The following is a 15,280-nucleotide window of genomic DNA, read 5'->3' on the forward strand; positions in this document are numbered from 1 at the left end:
ACTTGATGGGGTAAGGCTCCCTGGAGACCACGGGGTTGATAGGCCGGAGATGGAAGCCTAGTGATAGGTGGAGTTGACCGGTACTAATAGGCCGAGGGCTTGTCCATAGATGCTCGCGTCCACTGTGAATTCAAACATCGCACTTGTTGTGCTTTCAAACTGAACAGTGTGCTTGTTCGCTTGGAGCACTTCTTTTAGTGTTTCGGTGGTCATGGCGGAGAGGAAACGCCCGGTTACATTCCGAACCCGGAAGCTAAGCTCTTCAGCGCCGATGGTACTGCATGGGGGACCGTGTGGGAGAGTAGGACGCCGCCGGACAATCATTGATGGGACCTCTGGTTCCCCAGCGTAACTGGCTGGGGAACCAGAGGTCCCTTTTTTGTTTCTGGCACCATTGCATGGAGAGAGAAGAAAGGGGTCACGGCGATGTCTGACTCTTCCGACGACCGTTCCTCGGAAAGGCCGGAGCGCGACGCGCGTGGGCGCGGTGGCGCTTCCGGGGCTCGCCGTGACGACGACCGGCCGCGTTCCGGACAGCAGGGCTGGCGCGGCGGCGAGCGGCGGGAGTTCCGCCGCGATGACCGTCCTCGGCAGGATGGCCGGGGCGGCGGTTTCCGTCGTGACGACCGGCCGCGCCAGGACGGGGACGGCCGGCGGGAGTTCCGCCGTGACGACCGTCCTCGGCAGGATGGCCGGGGCGGCGGTTTCCGTCGTGACGACCGGCCGCGCCAGGGCGGCGGCGACCGCGGGGACTTCCGGCGCGACGACCGTCCCAGGGACGATCGTCCTCGATGGAACGACCGCGACCGCGACCGCGACAGGAACCGGGACCGGGACGGCGACCGCGGTGGGTACCGCCGTGACGACCGGTTCCGTGACGACCGTTCGCGTCGGGATGACCGGCCGGGCGGCGGGGGTCGTTTCCGGGATGATCGCCCGAGGCGGGATGACCGGCCGCGTGACGATCGTCCGCGTGAGAATCGTTTCCGGGACGACCGTCCGAGGCGGGACGATCGGGACCGTGACCGGGGGTTCCGTCGTGACGACCGTGGCCGCGATGACCGGCCGGGCGGCGGCAGCGGCGGTGGGTACCGCCGTGACGATCGGCGGCGGCGGGATGACCGGCCGGGCGGCGGGGGTCGTTTCCGGGATGACCGGCCGAGGCGGGATGACCGGCCGCGTGACGATCGTCCGCGTGAGAATCGTTTCCGGGACGACCGTCCGAGGCGGGACGATCGCGACCGTGAACGCGGTGGGTACCGTCGAGACGACCGGCCGCGTCGCGACGACCGGCCGGGCGGCGGCGGTGGGTACCGTCGCGACGACCGTGACCGGGACCGTGGGCCCCGCCAGGGCGGCGACGGGCGGCGGGAGTTCCGCCGTGACGACCGGCCGCGCGGTGGCGGGTACCGGCGCGACGACCGCGGTGGTGGCGGTGGCTACCGGCGTGACGACCGCGACCGGGGTGAGCGTTCGGGGCGCCCGCCGCAGCGGCGGCTGCCGATCCCGGACGACGTGACGGGCGAGGAGATCGACCGTTCCGTGCGGCAGGAGCTGATGAGCCTGCCCAAGACGCTGGCCGAGGACGTCGCGAAGAACCTGGTGATGGTCGCCAAGCTGCTGGACGAGAACCCGCAGCGCGCCTACGAGTACTCCAGGACCGCGCTGCGGCTCGCCTCGCGGGTCGGCGCGGTGCGGGAGGCCGCCGGCTTCGCCGCCTACGGGGTGGCGAAGTACTCGGAGGCGCTCAACGAGTTCCGCGCGGCCAAGCGCATGACCGGTTCGACGCATCTGTGGCCGATCATGGCGGACTGCGAGCGCGGCATCGGCCGTCCCGAGCGGGCGCTGGCGATGGCCGGCGAGCCCGAGGTGAAGCGGCTCGACCGGGCGGGGCAGGTCGAGATGCGGCTGGTCGCGGCCGGCGCGCGGCGCGATCTGGGGCAGCCGGATGCCGCCGTGGTGACGCTCCAGAGTTCGGAGCTGTCCTCCACGGCGGTGCACCCGTGGACCGCGCGGCTGCGTTACGCCTACGCGGACGCGCTGCTCTCCGTGGGCCGGGAGTCGGAGGCGCGGGAGTGGTTCGCCAAGGCGCTGGAGGCGGACCAGGGCGGCACCACCAACGCCTCCGACCGGCTGGCGGAGTTGGACGGGATCGAGTTCGTCGACGCCCTGGACCCGGAGCTGGACGAGGAGCTGGACCGGGGAGTGACGGGCGACCGGGACTGAGTCGGGTTCCTAGCGCTCCGCGGGGCGGTGGTCGGCCAGCGGGTTGTCCAGTTGGCCGACCAGGTGGGACTGGTCCTCGTCGGGGTTCTCGATGTCGACCATCTGCTTGTTGTTCTTCAGCTGGAGGCGGTTGAGGCAGACCCGGTGGAAGGTGTCGGCGAAGAGGTCGTAGCGTGCGAACTTCTCCGCCAGTTCGGGCACCGAGCGCTGGTAGTCGGTGACGGCCTCCGAGACGGTGCGCCAGAAGGTGTCCTCGTCGAGGAGGCCGTCGTTGACCAGGATCGCGTTGAGGAAGCGGAAGACGCAGTCGAAGACGTCCGTGAAGACCGACAGCGGCCAGAGGTCGTCTTCGGGGGTGGGGAAGCGGACGCGTGCGACGTCCTCGGGCACCTCGCGGTCCTCGTTGAGGACGCCGATCTCCTCGGCGAGGTCCTTCATCAGGACGCGGACGGGGACGCCGTTCTCCAGGACCAGGATCACGTTCTCGCCGTGCGGCATGAACACCAGGTCGTGCGCGTAGGCGCAGTGGACCAGCGGGACGAGGTAGGCGTCGACATAGCGGCGCAGCCACCGCTCGGCGGGCAGCCCCGACTCCTTGATCAACCCGCCGACGAACGACGGGCCTTCGGGGTCGGCGTGGAGCAACGAGGCCATGGTGGCGAGCCGTTGGCCGGGGGCCAGCGCGGGGAGCGGGCTCTCGCGCCAGAGGGCGGCGAGCATCTTGAGATAGGAGGAGCGCTTCGGCGCGGCCTCCTCGTAGTGCCGCGGGTGGTAGCCGATCGCGGCGTGCTCCCTGAGGATGCCGAAACCGTACCGGTGCAGCACCTCGTCCCCGTTGACCAGTTCGAGCAGCCAGTCGTTGATGGCCGGGGTGACGCGCATGTAGCGGGCGGAGAGGCCGCGGACGAAGCCCATGTTGAGGACCGAGAGCGAGGTCTTCACGTAGTGCTTCTCGGGGTGGTCCTGGTTGAAGAACGTGCGGATCGACTGCTGCGCGCGGTAGCGGTCCTCGCTGCCGCCGAGATGGACCAGGCGGCGCTGGGCGACTTCGGCGGCGAAGGTGACGGAGATCTTGTTCCGCCACTGCCAGGGGTGGGTGGGCAGGAGGTAGTAGTCGTCCAGGTTCAACCCGAGGTCGGTCATCCGCCGGGCGAGCGTCGCCCGTTCGGCCTCGCTCAGCTCGCCGGCGAGCAGGGAGTCGTAGTCGAGGTCGGCGCAGGCGGTGAACGTGGCGTGGTCGCGGTGGGCGGCGAGCCAGGTCAGGTGGAGGGGGGCGCCGGCCTCGGGCGCGTAGGCGTGGTACTCGGCGGAGTCGAAGCCCAGGCGGCCGTTGTTGGCGACGAAGCAGGGGTGGCCCTCGAACATGCCGGCCTCGACGGTCTGGAAGTCGGTCGTCGCGAGGGCGGCGGGGTCGTGCGCGCGGTGGGTGAGGCGATAGGCGGCGCTGGCCAGCGTGGAGCTGACCTCCTCCAGATAGACGGGGAGGATCTCGTCGCTGAGCTGGAGCGACTCGCGGAATTCGAGGATCAGGTCGAGGGCGTCCAACGGCAGCCGTTCGCCGGCGCGTTCCCTGGTGATGCTGGCCGGGTCGACCAGCCAGTGGTCGAGGGTCAGGCGGCGGGCCTCGAAGCGGTAGACGACGGAGCCGTCGTCGCTGTGCAGGGCGTAGCTGCCGTCGGGCTGCTCCTTGGGGGCGAGCAGCAGTTCGTGGGAGAACTCGGCGATCGCCTTGCGTATCAGCAGGCGGGTGGCCCGCTCCCAGTACTCGGGGTTGAGGTGGGCGACGGTGGAGTCGGGGGTGGGTGTCGTGGGGGTCATCGGGCCGCTCCGGGGTGTCGCTGGCTGACGGCTGCCTGGTGCTGTGCGCGGGTGCAGAAGCTCAGAAGCCCGGTCTTGTCCGGGAGTTCGATCTCCCGCTCCGGTAGGAACCCGACGGCTTCGTTGAGTCGGTGGACCGCCTTGTTGCCGGCGTCGGGCTCGACGACGACCCGCTGGTGGGCGGGGTCGGCGAAGAGCAGCTCCATCACGGTCTCGATCACGGCCAGGGTGAAGCCGTGGAGCGGCGTTCCGGTGGGCGCGACGAGGAAGTGCATCCCGATGTCGCCCTCGCGCACCGGGTAGGTCGTGCCGACGGGTTCGCGCGCCGGGTCGTAGGTCTCGACCAGGAAGGCGGGCGTGCCGTCGTGGTGACCGAGGTGGGCGGTGCGCGCCGGGTCGGCGTCGATGGTGCGGTACTCCTCGACGACATCGTCGAGAGTCGCCTCGGTCATCATCCAGTAGACCGCCTTGGGGTGGGTGAGCCAGCGGTGCAGCAGCGGGCAGTCGACGTCGGGGTCGACCGGTCGCAGGGAGAAGGTGCCGAGGGCGGGGTGGTCGCGGGTGTAGGGCTGACCGCGCATGGAACTCCAAGTCGCAGAACGGGGGACTGGGAGTGAGGTTAGCCTGTCCTAACTTTCGTCGGCAATCCGGTCGGGCGCCTCGTCGGCCAGGTCACGCAGCACCAGACCACTCGCCGGCTTGGGCCCGAACGAGGTCGACTTCTGCGGCATCACCACGCCCGCCTCGGCCAGTTCGCGCACCGTCGCCTCGCTCACCGGCCGCAGCAGCACCGCGCTGCCGCCGAGCCGGCGGGCCTCGCCGAGGGCGCTGGGCGCGTCGTGCAGATAGCGCACCCGGGCGCCGTCGCCCGCGGCCTCCCGGCCGGGACACCAGAGGTGGTCGACCAGCGCGGAGTGCAGCACCGTCGCGTCCAACTCCCGCCAGCGGGACGGCCGGTCCTGCGGAACGGTGCGCGCCAGCAGCTCGGGGCACGGCCGGTCCAGCAGATGGAACGCGTCACCGTCGGCCAGCAGCAGCGCGGGGCCCTCGGCGGCCCCCAGCCGAGCCAGCGCGGACTCCGGCGGGCCGGGCACCCGGGTGGCGCGGAAGGCGCCGCCCAGGCGGCGCAGCGCGTCGTCCGGGGTCAGCCAGGGCAGCACCCGGTGGATCGCCCGCACCCGCAGCGGGTGGCGCGCGGCGTCCACCAGCAGCACCAGGGTGCGGTCCCACGGCGGGCGCCCGCCGTGCTCCCCGTGCAGCCGCAGCGCGGTCGCCCAACGGTGGTGACCGTCCGCGATCAGCGCCCGGTGGTGGGCCAACTCCACGTTGACGGCCGCCTGTTCGGAGCGGTCGTGGATCGGCCAGACACGGTGGCGCACCCCGTTGGGGGTGACGGTGTCCAGCAGCGGGCGGCCCTCCGCGGCGCGCTCGACGGCGGTCGCGGCGGGGCCGGCCGGGTCGCCCCGGTAGGAGAGCAGCAGGGGTTCGAGGTTGGCGTGGGTCGCCCGCATCAGCGACGCCCGTTCCTCGACGACGTCCGCCATCACGCTCTCGTGCGGCAGCACCACGCCCGCGGCCGGCGGGGAGAGCGCCAGCGCGCCCAGCAGCCCGCGTTGCAGCACGCCCGCCGCCTCGGTGCGCTGCTCGTACACGTACAGCCCGGGGCGGGGGTCGGCGGTCAGCACGCCGTTGGCGCGCCAGTGGCGCAGCCGCGCGGCGGCGGCGGCGTGGTCGGCGCCCTCCGGGAGGATCAGCCGGACCACGTTGTGGGGTTCGGCGGTCTCCAGGCGTTTTCGGCCGTCCGGTTGGACGACCACGTCGTAGGGGGGTGAGGTGACGGCGGCCAGATCGCGCACGCGCTGGGGTTGGTAGCGCACGGCGTGGAACGGGGCGAGGGTGAGGCCCGCTACATGCATCCTGGCATGGTAAGCCGCGCGGCCGTGCGCGATGATGCCGTGCGATGGCTGACTCGACGAACGACCTCAGGACACGCCCCTCCGGCTCCACCGAGCCGCTGCACCGGGCCTACGACACGGCGCTGTTGGACCTGGACGGAGTGGTCTACGCGGGCGGCGCCGCCGTGCCGCACGCCGTCCCGGCGCTCGCGGAGGCGCGCGAGGCGGGGATGGGGCTCGCGTATGTCACCAACAACGCCGCCCGCACGCCCGGGACCGTGGCCGAGCACCTCTCCGCGCTGGGCGTTCCCGCCGAACCCGACGAGGTCGTCACCTCGGCGCAGGCCGTCGCCCGGCTGATCGCGGAGGCCCTGCCGGCCGGCGCGCGGGTGCTGTGCGCCGGCGGCGAGGGGCTGCGGGTGGCTTTGGCCGAACGGGGGTTGACGCCGGTGGACTCGGCGGAGGACGAACCGGCCGCCGTCGTCCAGGGCTACGGCGGCCCCGACCTGCCGTGGGGCGTCCTCACGGAGGCCGCGCTCGCGGTCAACCGCGGCCTGCCGTGGTACGCCTCCAACACCGACCTGACCATCCCCAGCGGGCGAGGCATCGCGCCGGGGAACGGCGCGGCGGTCGAGGTGGTGCGGATCGCCAACGGCCACCGCCGCGCCCCGGTCGTGGCCGGCAAGCCGCAGCCGCCGATGCACCGGGAGACGATCATCCGGACGGGCGCGCGGCGGCCGTTGGTGGTCGGTGACCGGCTGGACACGGACATCGAGGGCGCGTGGGCGGGGGGCGTGGACTCGTTGCTGGTGCTCACCGGCGTGGCGGACCCGGCCCAGCTGCTGGCCGCCGAGCCGAGGCACCGGCCGACCTATGTCGCGGCCGACCTGCGCGGCCTGCTCGCCCCGCACCCCGAGGTGCGGTCGGCCGCCGACGGCGGGTACCGGTGCGGGGGGTGGTGGGCCGGCACGGAGTCGGGCCGCCTGGCCGTCCGTGCGGCCGGGGGTGTCGGCGGTGCGGACCCGGTTGACGGGCTGCGGGCGCTGTGCGCGGCGGCGTGGTCGGCGGACGTGGCGCCGGACGCGGAGGGGGCGCTGGCGGCGCTGGGGTGGTGACGGGGGTGGACTTTCGCCGCTGGGTGGCGGGGGTTGGTCGACCGCGGTGCCGCGCTGGTTGGGTGGGTTGTCGTCCTCGGCCCGGTGGGTGGTTGCTCGCGCCGTTCCCCGCGCCCCTGGTTGGTCGTGGCGTGTGTGGGTGGTCGGGTGCGCGTTGTGCCGGCGGTGGCCCGTGAGGGGCGCGGGGAACTGCGCGGTGCATGGGTGGCGGGGGTTGGTCGACCGTGGTGCCGCGCTGGTCGGGTGGGTTGTCGTCCTCGGCCCGGTGGTGGCTTGCTCGCGCGGTTCCCCGCGCCCCCGGTTGGTCGTGGCGCGTATGGGCGGCCGGGGGAGCACCCCCGGCGGGGGTGCCGTTGTCGGGGCCCGAGCGGCCCGAGCGGGTAGCGTCGGGGCATGTGTTCCGCGCAGATCGATGAGCCCGGTGAGCCCCAGGTGCCCCAGGTGCCCGAGGAGCCGGCGGAAGAGGCCGAAGGGCCCGCCCCGTTGGGGGTGGGGGTGACCGGCACCGGGCACGGGCCGGTGGACGCGGTGCTGGCGCGGCTGGCCGACGTGGACCAACTCGGTGTCGGGGGCCACCGCGAGGTGTACGAGGATGTGCACGACGGCCTGCGGCGGACGCTGGCCGCGCTTGACGAGCAGCCATCCGGCCCGCCGGTGCCGCGGGCCCCCGAACACCCCAGGAGCTGAACGCCCCCGTGGCAGCGACACAGCGACGGCTCAGCCGGCTCGACGCGGAACTGGTGCGCCGCAAGCTGGCCCGTTCCCGTGACCACGCGCGTGGCCTGATCGAGGCCGGGCGGGTCACCGTCAACGGCAACCCCGCCGCCAAGCCGGCGACGCAGGTCGCGACCAGCGCGGCGCTGGTCGTCCGCGAGGACGCGGACGATCCCGGGTACGTCTCCCGCGGCGGTCACAAACTGGCCGGTGCGCTGGAGGCGTTCACCCGGCTCGGGCTGCGGGTGGAGGGGCGGGTGGCGTTGGACGCCGGCGCCTCGACCGGCGGGTTCACCGACGTGCTGCTGCGGGCCGGCGCCGCGGGCGTGATCGCGGTCGACGTGGGGTACGGGCAGTTGGCGTGGCGGCTGCGGGCGGACGAGCGGGTCACCGTCAGGGATCGGACCAACGTACGGGAGTTGACGCCGGAGGACGTCGGCGGGCGCCTCGTCGATCTCGTGGTCGGCGACCTGTCGTTCATCCCGTTGGGGCTGGTGCTGCCGGCGCTGGTGCGCTGCGCCGCGCCCGAGGCGGACCTGGTGCTGATGGTGAAGCCGCAGTTCGAGGTCGGGCGGGAACGGCTGGGCAGCGGCGGGGTGGTGCGTTCGGCCGCGCTGCGCGAGGAGGCGGTGCTCGGCGTCGGGCGACGCGCCGCCGAGCTGGGGCTCGGGGCGAGGGGCGTGGCTCCGAGTCCGCTCCCCGGGCCTTCGGGCAATGTTGAATACTTCCTGTGGCTGCGCGCCGGAGCACCCGCCCTGGACCCGGCCGCCGTGCACCGAGCCGTGACGGAAGGGCCCAGGTGACCGAAGTGACCAGCGAAGAAGCCGAGCCGCGTGACGAGCGAGGGCCCGAGGATCCGCCCCGCACGGTGTTCGTGCTCGCCCACACCGGGCGCCCCGCCGCCGTGCGCAGCGCGGAGCGGGTCGTCGCCGGGCTGCTGGGGCAGGGCGTCGGGGTGCGGTTGCTGGCCGAGGAGGCCGCCGACCTGCCGTTGCCGGACGCCGTCGAGCGGGTCGCGAAGACCGACTGCGACGGCCGGGTGCTGGACGGCTGCGAGCTGCTGGTGGTGCTCGGCGGTGACGGGACGCTGCTGCGCGGCGCCGAGTTCGCCCGCGCCTCCGGCGTCCCGATGCTCGGCGTCAACCTGGGGCGCGTCGGCTTTCTCGCCGAGGCCGAGCGGGAGGACCTGGACCACCTGGTGGAGCGGGTGGTGGGCCGGCGTTACGAGGTCGAGGAGCGGATGACGCTCGACGTCACCGTCCTGGGCGACGGCGAACTGCTGCACTCCGACTGGGCGCTGAACGAGGCGGCCGTCGAGAAGGCCGCGCGGGAACGCGTGCTGGAGCTGGTGATCGAGGTCGACGGGCGGCCGGTCTCCGGCTTCGGCGGGGACGGCGTGGTGTGCGCCACCCCGACCGGGTCGACGGCGTACGCGTTCTCGGCCGGCGGCCCGGTGGTCTGGCCCGAGGTGGAGGCGCTGCTGATGGTGCCGATCTCGGCGCACGCGCTCTTCGCGAAGCCGCTGGTCACCGCGCCGGACTCGATACTGGCCGTGGAGGTGGGGCAGCACACGGGGCCCGGTGTGCTGTGGTGCGACGGGCGGCGCAGCGTGGACCTGCCGGCGGGCGCCAGGATCGAGGTGCGGCGGGGTGCGGTGCCGGTGCGGTTGGCCCGGCTGCACCGGGCGCCGTTCACCGACCGGCTGGTGGCGAAGTTCGCGTTGCCGGTCGCCGGCTGGCGAGGTGCTCCGCACTGATGTTCGGGCACCGTCGTCGCCACGGGGCCCGTTAACCTCGTATGGTCGTATCCGTGTTGGAGGAAATGCGGATCAAGAGCCTCGGCGTGATCGACGACGCCGTGGTCGAGCTGTCCTCCGGCTTCACCGCTGTGACGGGTGAGACCGGTGCCGGCAAGACCATGGTCGTCACCAGCCTCGGGCTGCTGCTGGGCGGCCGGGCCGACGCGGGTTACGTACGCGTCGGCGCCCCGTCCGCCGTGGTCGAGGGCCGGATGGCGCTGCCGCCCGACGCCCCCGCCGCGCGCCGCGCGCAGGAGGCCGGCGCCGAACTGGACGAGGGAGCGTTGCTGCTCAGCCGCACCGTCTCGGCCGAGGGGCGCTCCCGGGCGCACGTCGGCGGGCGTTCGGTGCCCAACGGGCTGCTGGCCGAGCTGGGCGAGGAGCTGGTCGCCGTGCACGGCCAGACCGACCAGCAGGGGCTGCTGCGCCCGGCCAGACAGCGGGAGGCGCTGGACCGCTACGCGGGCGAGGGGGTCTCCGTTCCGCTCGCCGCCTACCAGGACACCTACCAGCGGCTGCGCGTGACCGCCGGCGAGCTGGCGACGTTGACCACCAGGGCGCGGGAGAGGGCCCAGGAGGCCGATCTGCTGCGGTTCGGCCTGGACGAGATCGCCGCGGCCGAGCCGCGCGCCGGGGAGGACGCGGAGCTGGCGGCCGAGGCCGAACGGCTCGGCCACGTCGAGGCGTTGGCCTCCGCCGCCGCGCAGGCGCACGGCGCGCTCGCCGGCGACCCGGCCGACCAGGAGGACGTGGACGCGGTCACCCTGGTCGGCGGCGCCGGCCGGGCGCTGGAGGCGGTGCGCTCCCACGACCGGGCACTGGCCGAGCTGGCCGACCGGCTCAACGAGGTCGGCATCCTGCTGGCCGACGCGGCCGGCGAGCTGGCGGGCTACGCCGACGGGTTGGAGGCCGACCCGCTGCGGCTGGCGGTCGTGGAGGAACGCCGGGCGCTGCTGGCCGGCCTGGTCCGCAAGTACGGCGAGGGGCCCGAAGCGGGCCTGGACGCCGTGCTCGCCTGGGCCGAGCAGGGCGCCGTCCGCCTCACCGAACTCGAAGGCGACGACGACCGCATCGGCGAACTCGCGGCCGAGCGTGACCGGCTGCGCGCGGAGCTGACCGAGCTGGCGCTCGCGTTGAGCGAGGCGCGCACGGACGCGGCCAAGCGGTTCGCCGACGCCGTCACCGAGGAGCTGACCCAGCTCGCCATGCCGCACGCCAGGGTGCAGGTCGCCGTGCGGCAGACCGAGGGCACCGAGTCCGACGAGGCGGACGACCTGGTCGAACTCCAGGGCCGCCACGTGCGGTTCGGCCCGCACGGCGCCGACGAGGTGGAGCTGCTGCTGGCCCCGCACCCCGGCGCCCCGCCCCGCCCCATCGCCAAGGGCGCCTCCGGCGGCGAGCTGTCCCGGGTGATGCTCGCCGTCGAGGTCGTCTTCGCCGACGCGGCGCCGGTGCCGACCTACCTCTTCGACGAGGTGGACGCCGGCGTCGGCGGCAAGGCCGCGGTCGAGGTCGGCCGCCGGCTCGCCAAGCTCGCCGACGTCGCACAGGTCGTGGTCGTCACCCACCTTCCGCAGGTCGCCGCGTTCGCCGACCGCCACCTGGTGGTGGAGAAGACCAACGACGGCACCGTCACCAGCTCCGGCGTGCGCCTGGTGCACGGCGAGGGCCGGGTGCGCGAGCTGTCCCGGATGCTCGCCGGCCAGGAGGACTCCGAGCTGGCCCGCGCCCACGCCGAGGAGCTGCTGGCGACCGCGGCGGCGCGACTGCGCGAGCGGGGGCGCTGACCGCCGCGCCCCCTCGTCCGAGTGAGTGGTCGGTGCTACCGCTGTACGGGGGTTGACTGGCATCCTGGAGGCCGTTGACACTCCCAGCGAACGCCGGGTCGCTGTGCGCGACGACGTACGCTGTCGGTGTCGGCGGCCCGGCCGTCGGCGGTAGTGACGAGGCCCGACGGCGTCGTTTCCGCAGGTCCAGTTAACGAGAGGTCGCCGTGAGCAGCTCGCCCCCGTCCCCGCGCCGCCGTGCGTCCCTGCACGTGGTGCAGCTCCTGGGCGGGGGAGGGGTGGGCACAGGGGACCATGTGCGCTCGCTCTCGGCGGGGTTGGCGGACCGCGGGCTGGCCGTCACGGTGGGCGCCGCCGGCTCGGCCGAGCGCCGCTACGGCTTCGCCTCGGCCGGGGCCCGCTTCGTCCCGCTGCCGGTCGACTCGACGCTCGCCGCCGTGCGGCTGCTGCGGCTGGCCTGCGCCGACGCCGACCTGGTCCACGCCCACGGCATACGCGCCGGGCTGCTGGCCACCCTCGCGCTGCGCGGCCGTTCCGTGCCGCTGGTGGTCACCTGGCACGCCCGCTCGACCGGCATCGGCCCCACCGCCCAACTCCGGCTGCTCTCCGAACGCCTGGTGGCGAGGACGGCCACCGTGGTGCTCGGCTCCACCTCCGACCTGGTGCATCGGGCGCGTCAACGGGGCGCGCGCGACGCGCGTCTCGCGCCGGTCGCACTTCCGGCGGCGCGTCGTTCCGCGCACGCCGACCGGATCGCCGAGACACACCGCGCCAAGCTCCGCGCGGACCTGGGCGCCCTGGACCGCCCGCTGCTGGTCGCCGCCGCCAAGTCTGGCCGCGACGGCGGGCTCGACCTGCTGCTGGCCGCCGCCCGCTACTGGCGCGACCGGCTTCCGCAGCCGCTGCTCGCGCTCGCCACGGACGGCCACGACCGGGCGTTGACGCGCGGGATCGAACGCGGGCGGCTGCCCGTCCGGCTGCTGGCGCCCGGGGAGGACCCGGTCGATCTGCTGCCGATCGCCGACCTGGCGCTGCTGCCGGCCCGTTGGGCCGGCCGGCCCCCGCTGGTCGACGGGGCACTGCGGCGCGGCGTCCCGCTGGTGGCGACCGCCGTCGGTGGGGTACCCGAAGTCGTCGGTGACGCCGGCGTGTTGGTCCCCTACGGCAAGCCCGCGGCGCTGGGCTCGGCGGTCAACGCGCTGCTGGACGACCCGGACCGCCGCGCCGCCCTGGCCATCGCCGGGCCCGCGCAGGCCCGCCGTTGGCCGACCGAGGACACCACGGCCGCCCAGGTGCTGAGCGTCTACGACGAGCTGGTCGCGGGTCGTTGACGCCGCTCGGGCGCCGTGTCCGCGCCCGCGGGCGGGGCGGCGTCCGAGCCGGGCCCGCGGGTGGATCGCCGTCCGCGCCTCGGGAGTCGGCCGCTCGCGCAGTTCCCCGCGCCCCTGGGAGGCCGGTGGGCTGGGGCCGCCGAACCACCCACGGTCGTTTGACGACGGCGCCCCGCCCCGTTGGCCCTGAGGGGCGCGGGGAACTGTCCACGTAGCGGTACTGGACGACGGCGCCTCGCCCCGGTGGCCCCGAGGGGCGCGGGGAACTGCGCGGGTAACCGTCCACGTAGCGGTACTGGATGACGGTGCCTCGCCCCGGTGGTCCTGAGGGGCGCGGGGAACTGCGCGGGCAACCCCCCACGTACCAGCACCCGACAGCGACGGACCACTCCACCCGGAGGGTGGTCGCGGGCAACCCCCCACACACCGGCACCCGACAGCGACGGACCACCCCACTCGGCCGGTGGTCGCCCCCGCTCCCCCCGGCAAGGGGCTACGCCGAGCCGCGCACCACCAGTTCCGACGGGATGACCACCGAACTCACCGGCGTCTGCGCGTCGTTGAGGCTGCGGACCAGCAGCCGCGCCATGATCTCGCCCATGTGGACGATGTCCTGCCGGACCGTGGTGAGCGGTGGGTCGGCCCAGGCCGCCGGGTCGAGGTCGTCGTAGCCGACGACCGCGACGTCCTCCGGCACGGACAGGCCGCGGGCGCGCAGCGTGCGCAGCGCGCCCGTGGCCATCAGGTCGTTGCCGGCGAAGACGGCGTCGGGGGCGGGGGAGCGGTCCAGCAGCTCGGCCATGGCGCGGGCGCCGCCGTCCACCGTGAAGTCGCCGTGCGCGTGCAGCGCGGGGTCCGGCTCCTCCAGCCCCAACGCGTCGCGGTAGCCCGCGAGTCGGTCGACCGCCGAGGTCTGGTCGAGCGGCCCGGTGATCACCGCGATCCGCCGGCGACCGCTCTCCGCGAGGTGGCGGACCGCGCGCCGCGCGCCGTCGCGGTTGTCGGTGTCCACGTAGACGAGCGAGTCGTCCTTCTCCCATCCCGGCCACCAGGGGCGCCCGCCGAAGACCGTCGGCAGCCCGGAGGCCGCGGCGATGCCGCGCAGCGGGTCGTTGGCGTGCAGCGAGAACATCAGCGTGCCGTCGACGTGTCCGCCGGCCAGATAGCGTCCCACCCGCTGGTAGTCGGCCTCCTCCTCGACCAGCATCAGCAGCAGCTGGAGGTCGTTGGCCGACAACTCGCGGCTGATGCCGCGCAGTTGACGCGCGAAGAACGGGTCGGCGAAGACCCGGGTCTCGGGCTCGGCGATCACCACGGCCACCGCTCCGGTGCGTCGGGTGACCAGTGAACGCGCCGCGCTGTTGGGAACGTATCCCAGCTCGGCGACCGAGCGTTTGACCTTCTCCCGAAGCTCGGGTCGGACCCCGGGGGTGCCGTTGACGACCCGGGACACGGTCGCCCGGGAGACCCCGGCGTGCGCCGCCACGGCCTCCAACGTGGGGTGGGCAGCGGACACCTTCACATCCTCTTGTCTCTCGTAGCCCCTTGACGGTACAGGCAAGCGGCGGCAGTGTGCAGTGTCACGACATGAGAGCGCTCTCACACCGTTCAACTCCCCGTTCCCCCACGGAACTTCCACCCCCACACGGAAGAGTGAATTGTCATGAGCAGAAGGAAAATGCGGCGTGGGCCGCTGGCGGCCGTCGCCGCCGTGGGTGCCGCGTTGGCGGCGCTCGCCACCGTCGCCCTTCCCCAGGCCGGCGCGCAGGAGAGCGACGCGGGACCGGCGCCGTTGGTCGAGGTCTTCCGCTCCGACTTCGACGGTCCGGCCGGCAGCCCGCCCGGTGACGACTGGATCATCGACACCGGCACCGGCTACGAGGGCGGCCCGCCCAACTGGGGCACCGGCGAACGCCAGACCTACACCGACAGCCCCGAGAACCTCGGCCTCGACGGCGAGGGCAACCTGAAGATCACCGCGCTGCGCGACGGTGACACCTGGACCTCGGGTCGCATCGAGACCCAGCGCGACGACTTCGCCGCCCCCGACGGCGGGGTGATGCGCATCGAGGCCGGCCTCCAGCTCCCGAACGTCTCCGGTGACGCGGCGCTCGGCTACTGGCCCGCGTTCTGGACGCTGGGCGGCGAGTACCGGGGTAACTACTGGAACTGGCCGGGCATCGGCGAGTTCGACATCATGGAGAACGTCAACGGCCTGCCGCAGGTCTGGGGCGTGCTGCACTGCGGGGTCAACCCCGGCGGCCCCTGCAACGAGACCGAGGGGCTCGGCGCCTCGACCGGGTGTGACAGCTGCCAGAGCGACTTCCACACCTACGCGATCGAACTCGACCGCACCGGTGACACCGAGTTTCTGCGCTGGTACCTGGACGGCACCGAGTACCACTCCGTCAGCTCCGCCGACATGGACGCGGAGACCTGGGCCGCCGCCACCGACCACGGCCACTTCGTGCTGCTGAACCTGGCGATGGGCGGGGCGTTCCCCGACGGAGTCGCCGGCCAGGCCACGCCCACGGAGGCCACCGAGCCGGGGCACTCGTACCTGATCGACTACGTCTCCGTGCAGCAGACCGGCTGA

13 protein-coding genes and 2 rRNA genes are annotated in these 15,280 nt (G+C 73.7%); 11 read left to right on the forward strand and 4 right to left on the reverse strand.

All coding sequences use genetic code 11. From position 1 onward, the window contains the following. From FH715_RS23930 to FH715_RS28655, 4 genes are all read left to right on the forward strand, one after another. A 23S ribosomal RNA gene (locus FH715_RS23930) occupies nucleotides 1-107 on the forward strand; the annotation flags it as partial. 94 nt (nucleotides 108-201) lie between these two features. Next, a 5S ribosomal RNA gene (gene rrf, locus FH715_RS23935) occupies nucleotides 202-318 on the forward strand. Nucleotides 319-577: 259 nt separating this feature from the next. Beyond that, nucleotides 578-1,519: a hypothetical protein gene (locus FH715_RS28650; protein WP_211367761.1), complete on the forward strand. Its 942-nt coding sequence runs from the start codon at nucleotides 578-580 to the stop codon at nucleotides 1,517-1,519. After that, nucleotides 1,516-2,226 (forward strand): tetratricopeptide repeat protein, encoded by a 711-nt coding sequence (locus FH715_RS28655; RefSeq protein WP_246108938.1) that lies wholly within the window; start codon nucleotides 1,516-1,518, stop codon nucleotides 2,224-2,226. Before FH715_RS28650 ends, FH715_RS28655 begins: the two co-directional genes overlap by 4 nt. A 9-nt stretch (nucleotides 2,227-2,235) precedes the next feature. Here FH715_RS28655 and FH715_RS23945 read toward each other — a convergent pair whose 3' ends face one another. The 3 genes from FH715_RS23945 to FH715_RS23955 are packed head-to-tail and all read right to left on the reverse strand — an operon-like array spanning nucleotide 2,236 to nucleotide 5,960. Next, nucleotides 2,236-4,044 (reverse strand): IucA/IucC family protein, encoded by a 1,809-nt coding sequence (locus FH715_RS23945; protein WP_139648800.1) that lies wholly within the window; start codon nucleotides 4,042-4,044, stop codon nucleotides 2,236-2,238. Beyond that, nucleotides 4,041-4,625, reverse strand: a complete 585-nt coding sequence (locus FH715_RS23950; protein ID WP_139648803.1) for a GNAT family N-acetyltransferase — start codon at nucleotides 4,623-4,625, stop codon at nucleotides 4,041-4,043. Before FH715_RS23950 ends, FH715_RS23945 begins: the two co-directional genes overlap by 4 nt. A 48-nt stretch (nucleotides 4,626-4,673) precedes the next feature. Further along, on the reverse strand, nucleotides 4,674-5,960 hold the full coding sequence (locus FH715_RS23955; protein WP_139648805.1) for a DUF1015 family protein: 1,287 nt from the start codon (nucleotides 5,958-5,960) through the stop codon (nucleotides 4,674-4,676). A gap of 44 nt (nucleotides 5,961-6,004) precedes the next feature. Between FH715_RS23955 and FH715_RS23960 the strand changes: the two genes are divergently transcribed. The 6 genes from FH715_RS23960 (at nucleotide 6,005) to FH715_RS23985 (ending at nucleotide 12,684) form a co-directional block, all read left to right on the forward strand. Then, the gene (locus FH715_RS23960) at nucleotides 6,005-7,054 is read left to right on the forward strand and encodes an HAD-IIA family hydrolase (RefSeq protein ID WP_139648806.1); all 1,050 of its coding nucleotides are present in this window, start codon (nucleotides 6,005-6,007) and stop codon (nucleotides 7,052-7,054) included. Between the two features lie 393 nt (nucleotides 7,055-7,447). Further along, nucleotides 7,448-7,741 carry a hypothetical protein gene (locus FH715_RS23965; protein WP_139648808.1) on the forward strand — a complete coding sequence of 98 codons (294 nt, stop codon included), beginning with the start codon at nucleotides 7,448-7,450 and terminating at the stop codon, nucleotides 7,739-7,741. A gap of 8 nt (nucleotides 7,742-7,749) precedes the next feature. Beyond that, nucleotides 7,750-8,571, forward strand: coding sequence for a TlyA family RNA methyltransferase (locus tag FH715_RS23970; RefSeq protein WP_139648810.1), 822 nt, complete (start codon nucleotides 7,750-7,752; stop codon nucleotides 8,569-8,571). A 65-nt stretch (nucleotides 8,572-8,636) separates the two neighbouring features. Beyond that, nucleotides 8,637-9,524 (forward strand): NAD kinase, encoded by an 888-nt coding sequence (locus tag FH715_RS23975; RefSeq protein ID WP_139648936.1) that lies wholly within the window; start codon nucleotides 8,637-8,639, stop codon nucleotides 9,522-9,524. Nucleotides 9,525-9,565: 41 nt separating this feature from the next. Beyond that, a complete protein-coding gene (recN, locus tag FH715_RS23980) occupies nucleotides 9,566-11,353 on the forward strand; it encodes a DNA repair protein RecN (RefSeq protein ID WP_139648813.1) in 1,788 nt (595 codons plus the stop codon). A 206-nt stretch (nucleotides 11,354-11,559) separates the two neighbouring features. Then, nucleotides 11,560-12,684: a glycosyltransferase family 4 protein gene (locus FH715_RS23985; protein ID WP_139648815.1), complete on the forward strand. Its 1,125-nt coding sequence runs from the start codon at nucleotides 11,560-11,562 to the stop codon at nucleotides 12,682-12,684. 493 nt (nucleotides 12,685-13,177) lie between these two features. On the opposite strand, the gene FH715_RS23990 is transcribed toward FH715_RS23985, so the two are convergent. Then, on the reverse strand, nucleotides 13,178-14,206 hold the full coding sequence (locus FH715_RS23990; protein WP_211367757.1) for a LacI family DNA-binding transcriptional regulator: 1,029 nt from the start codon (nucleotides 14,204-14,206) through the stop codon (nucleotides 13,178-13,180). A gap of 141 nt (nucleotides 14,207-14,347) precedes the next feature. Between FH715_RS23990 and FH715_RS23995 the strand changes: the two genes are divergently transcribed. Continuing rightward, nucleotides 14,348-15,280, forward strand: a complete 933-nt coding sequence (locus FH715_RS23995) for a glycoside hydrolase family 16 protein (RefSeq protein WP_139648819.1) — start codon at nucleotides 14,348-14,350, stop codon at nucleotides 15,278-15,280.

Source organism: Streptomyces sedi (assembly GCF_006335015.1).
GTDB lineage: Bacteria > Actinomycetota > Actinomycetes > Streptomycetales > Streptomycetaceae > Streptomyces > Streptomyces sedi.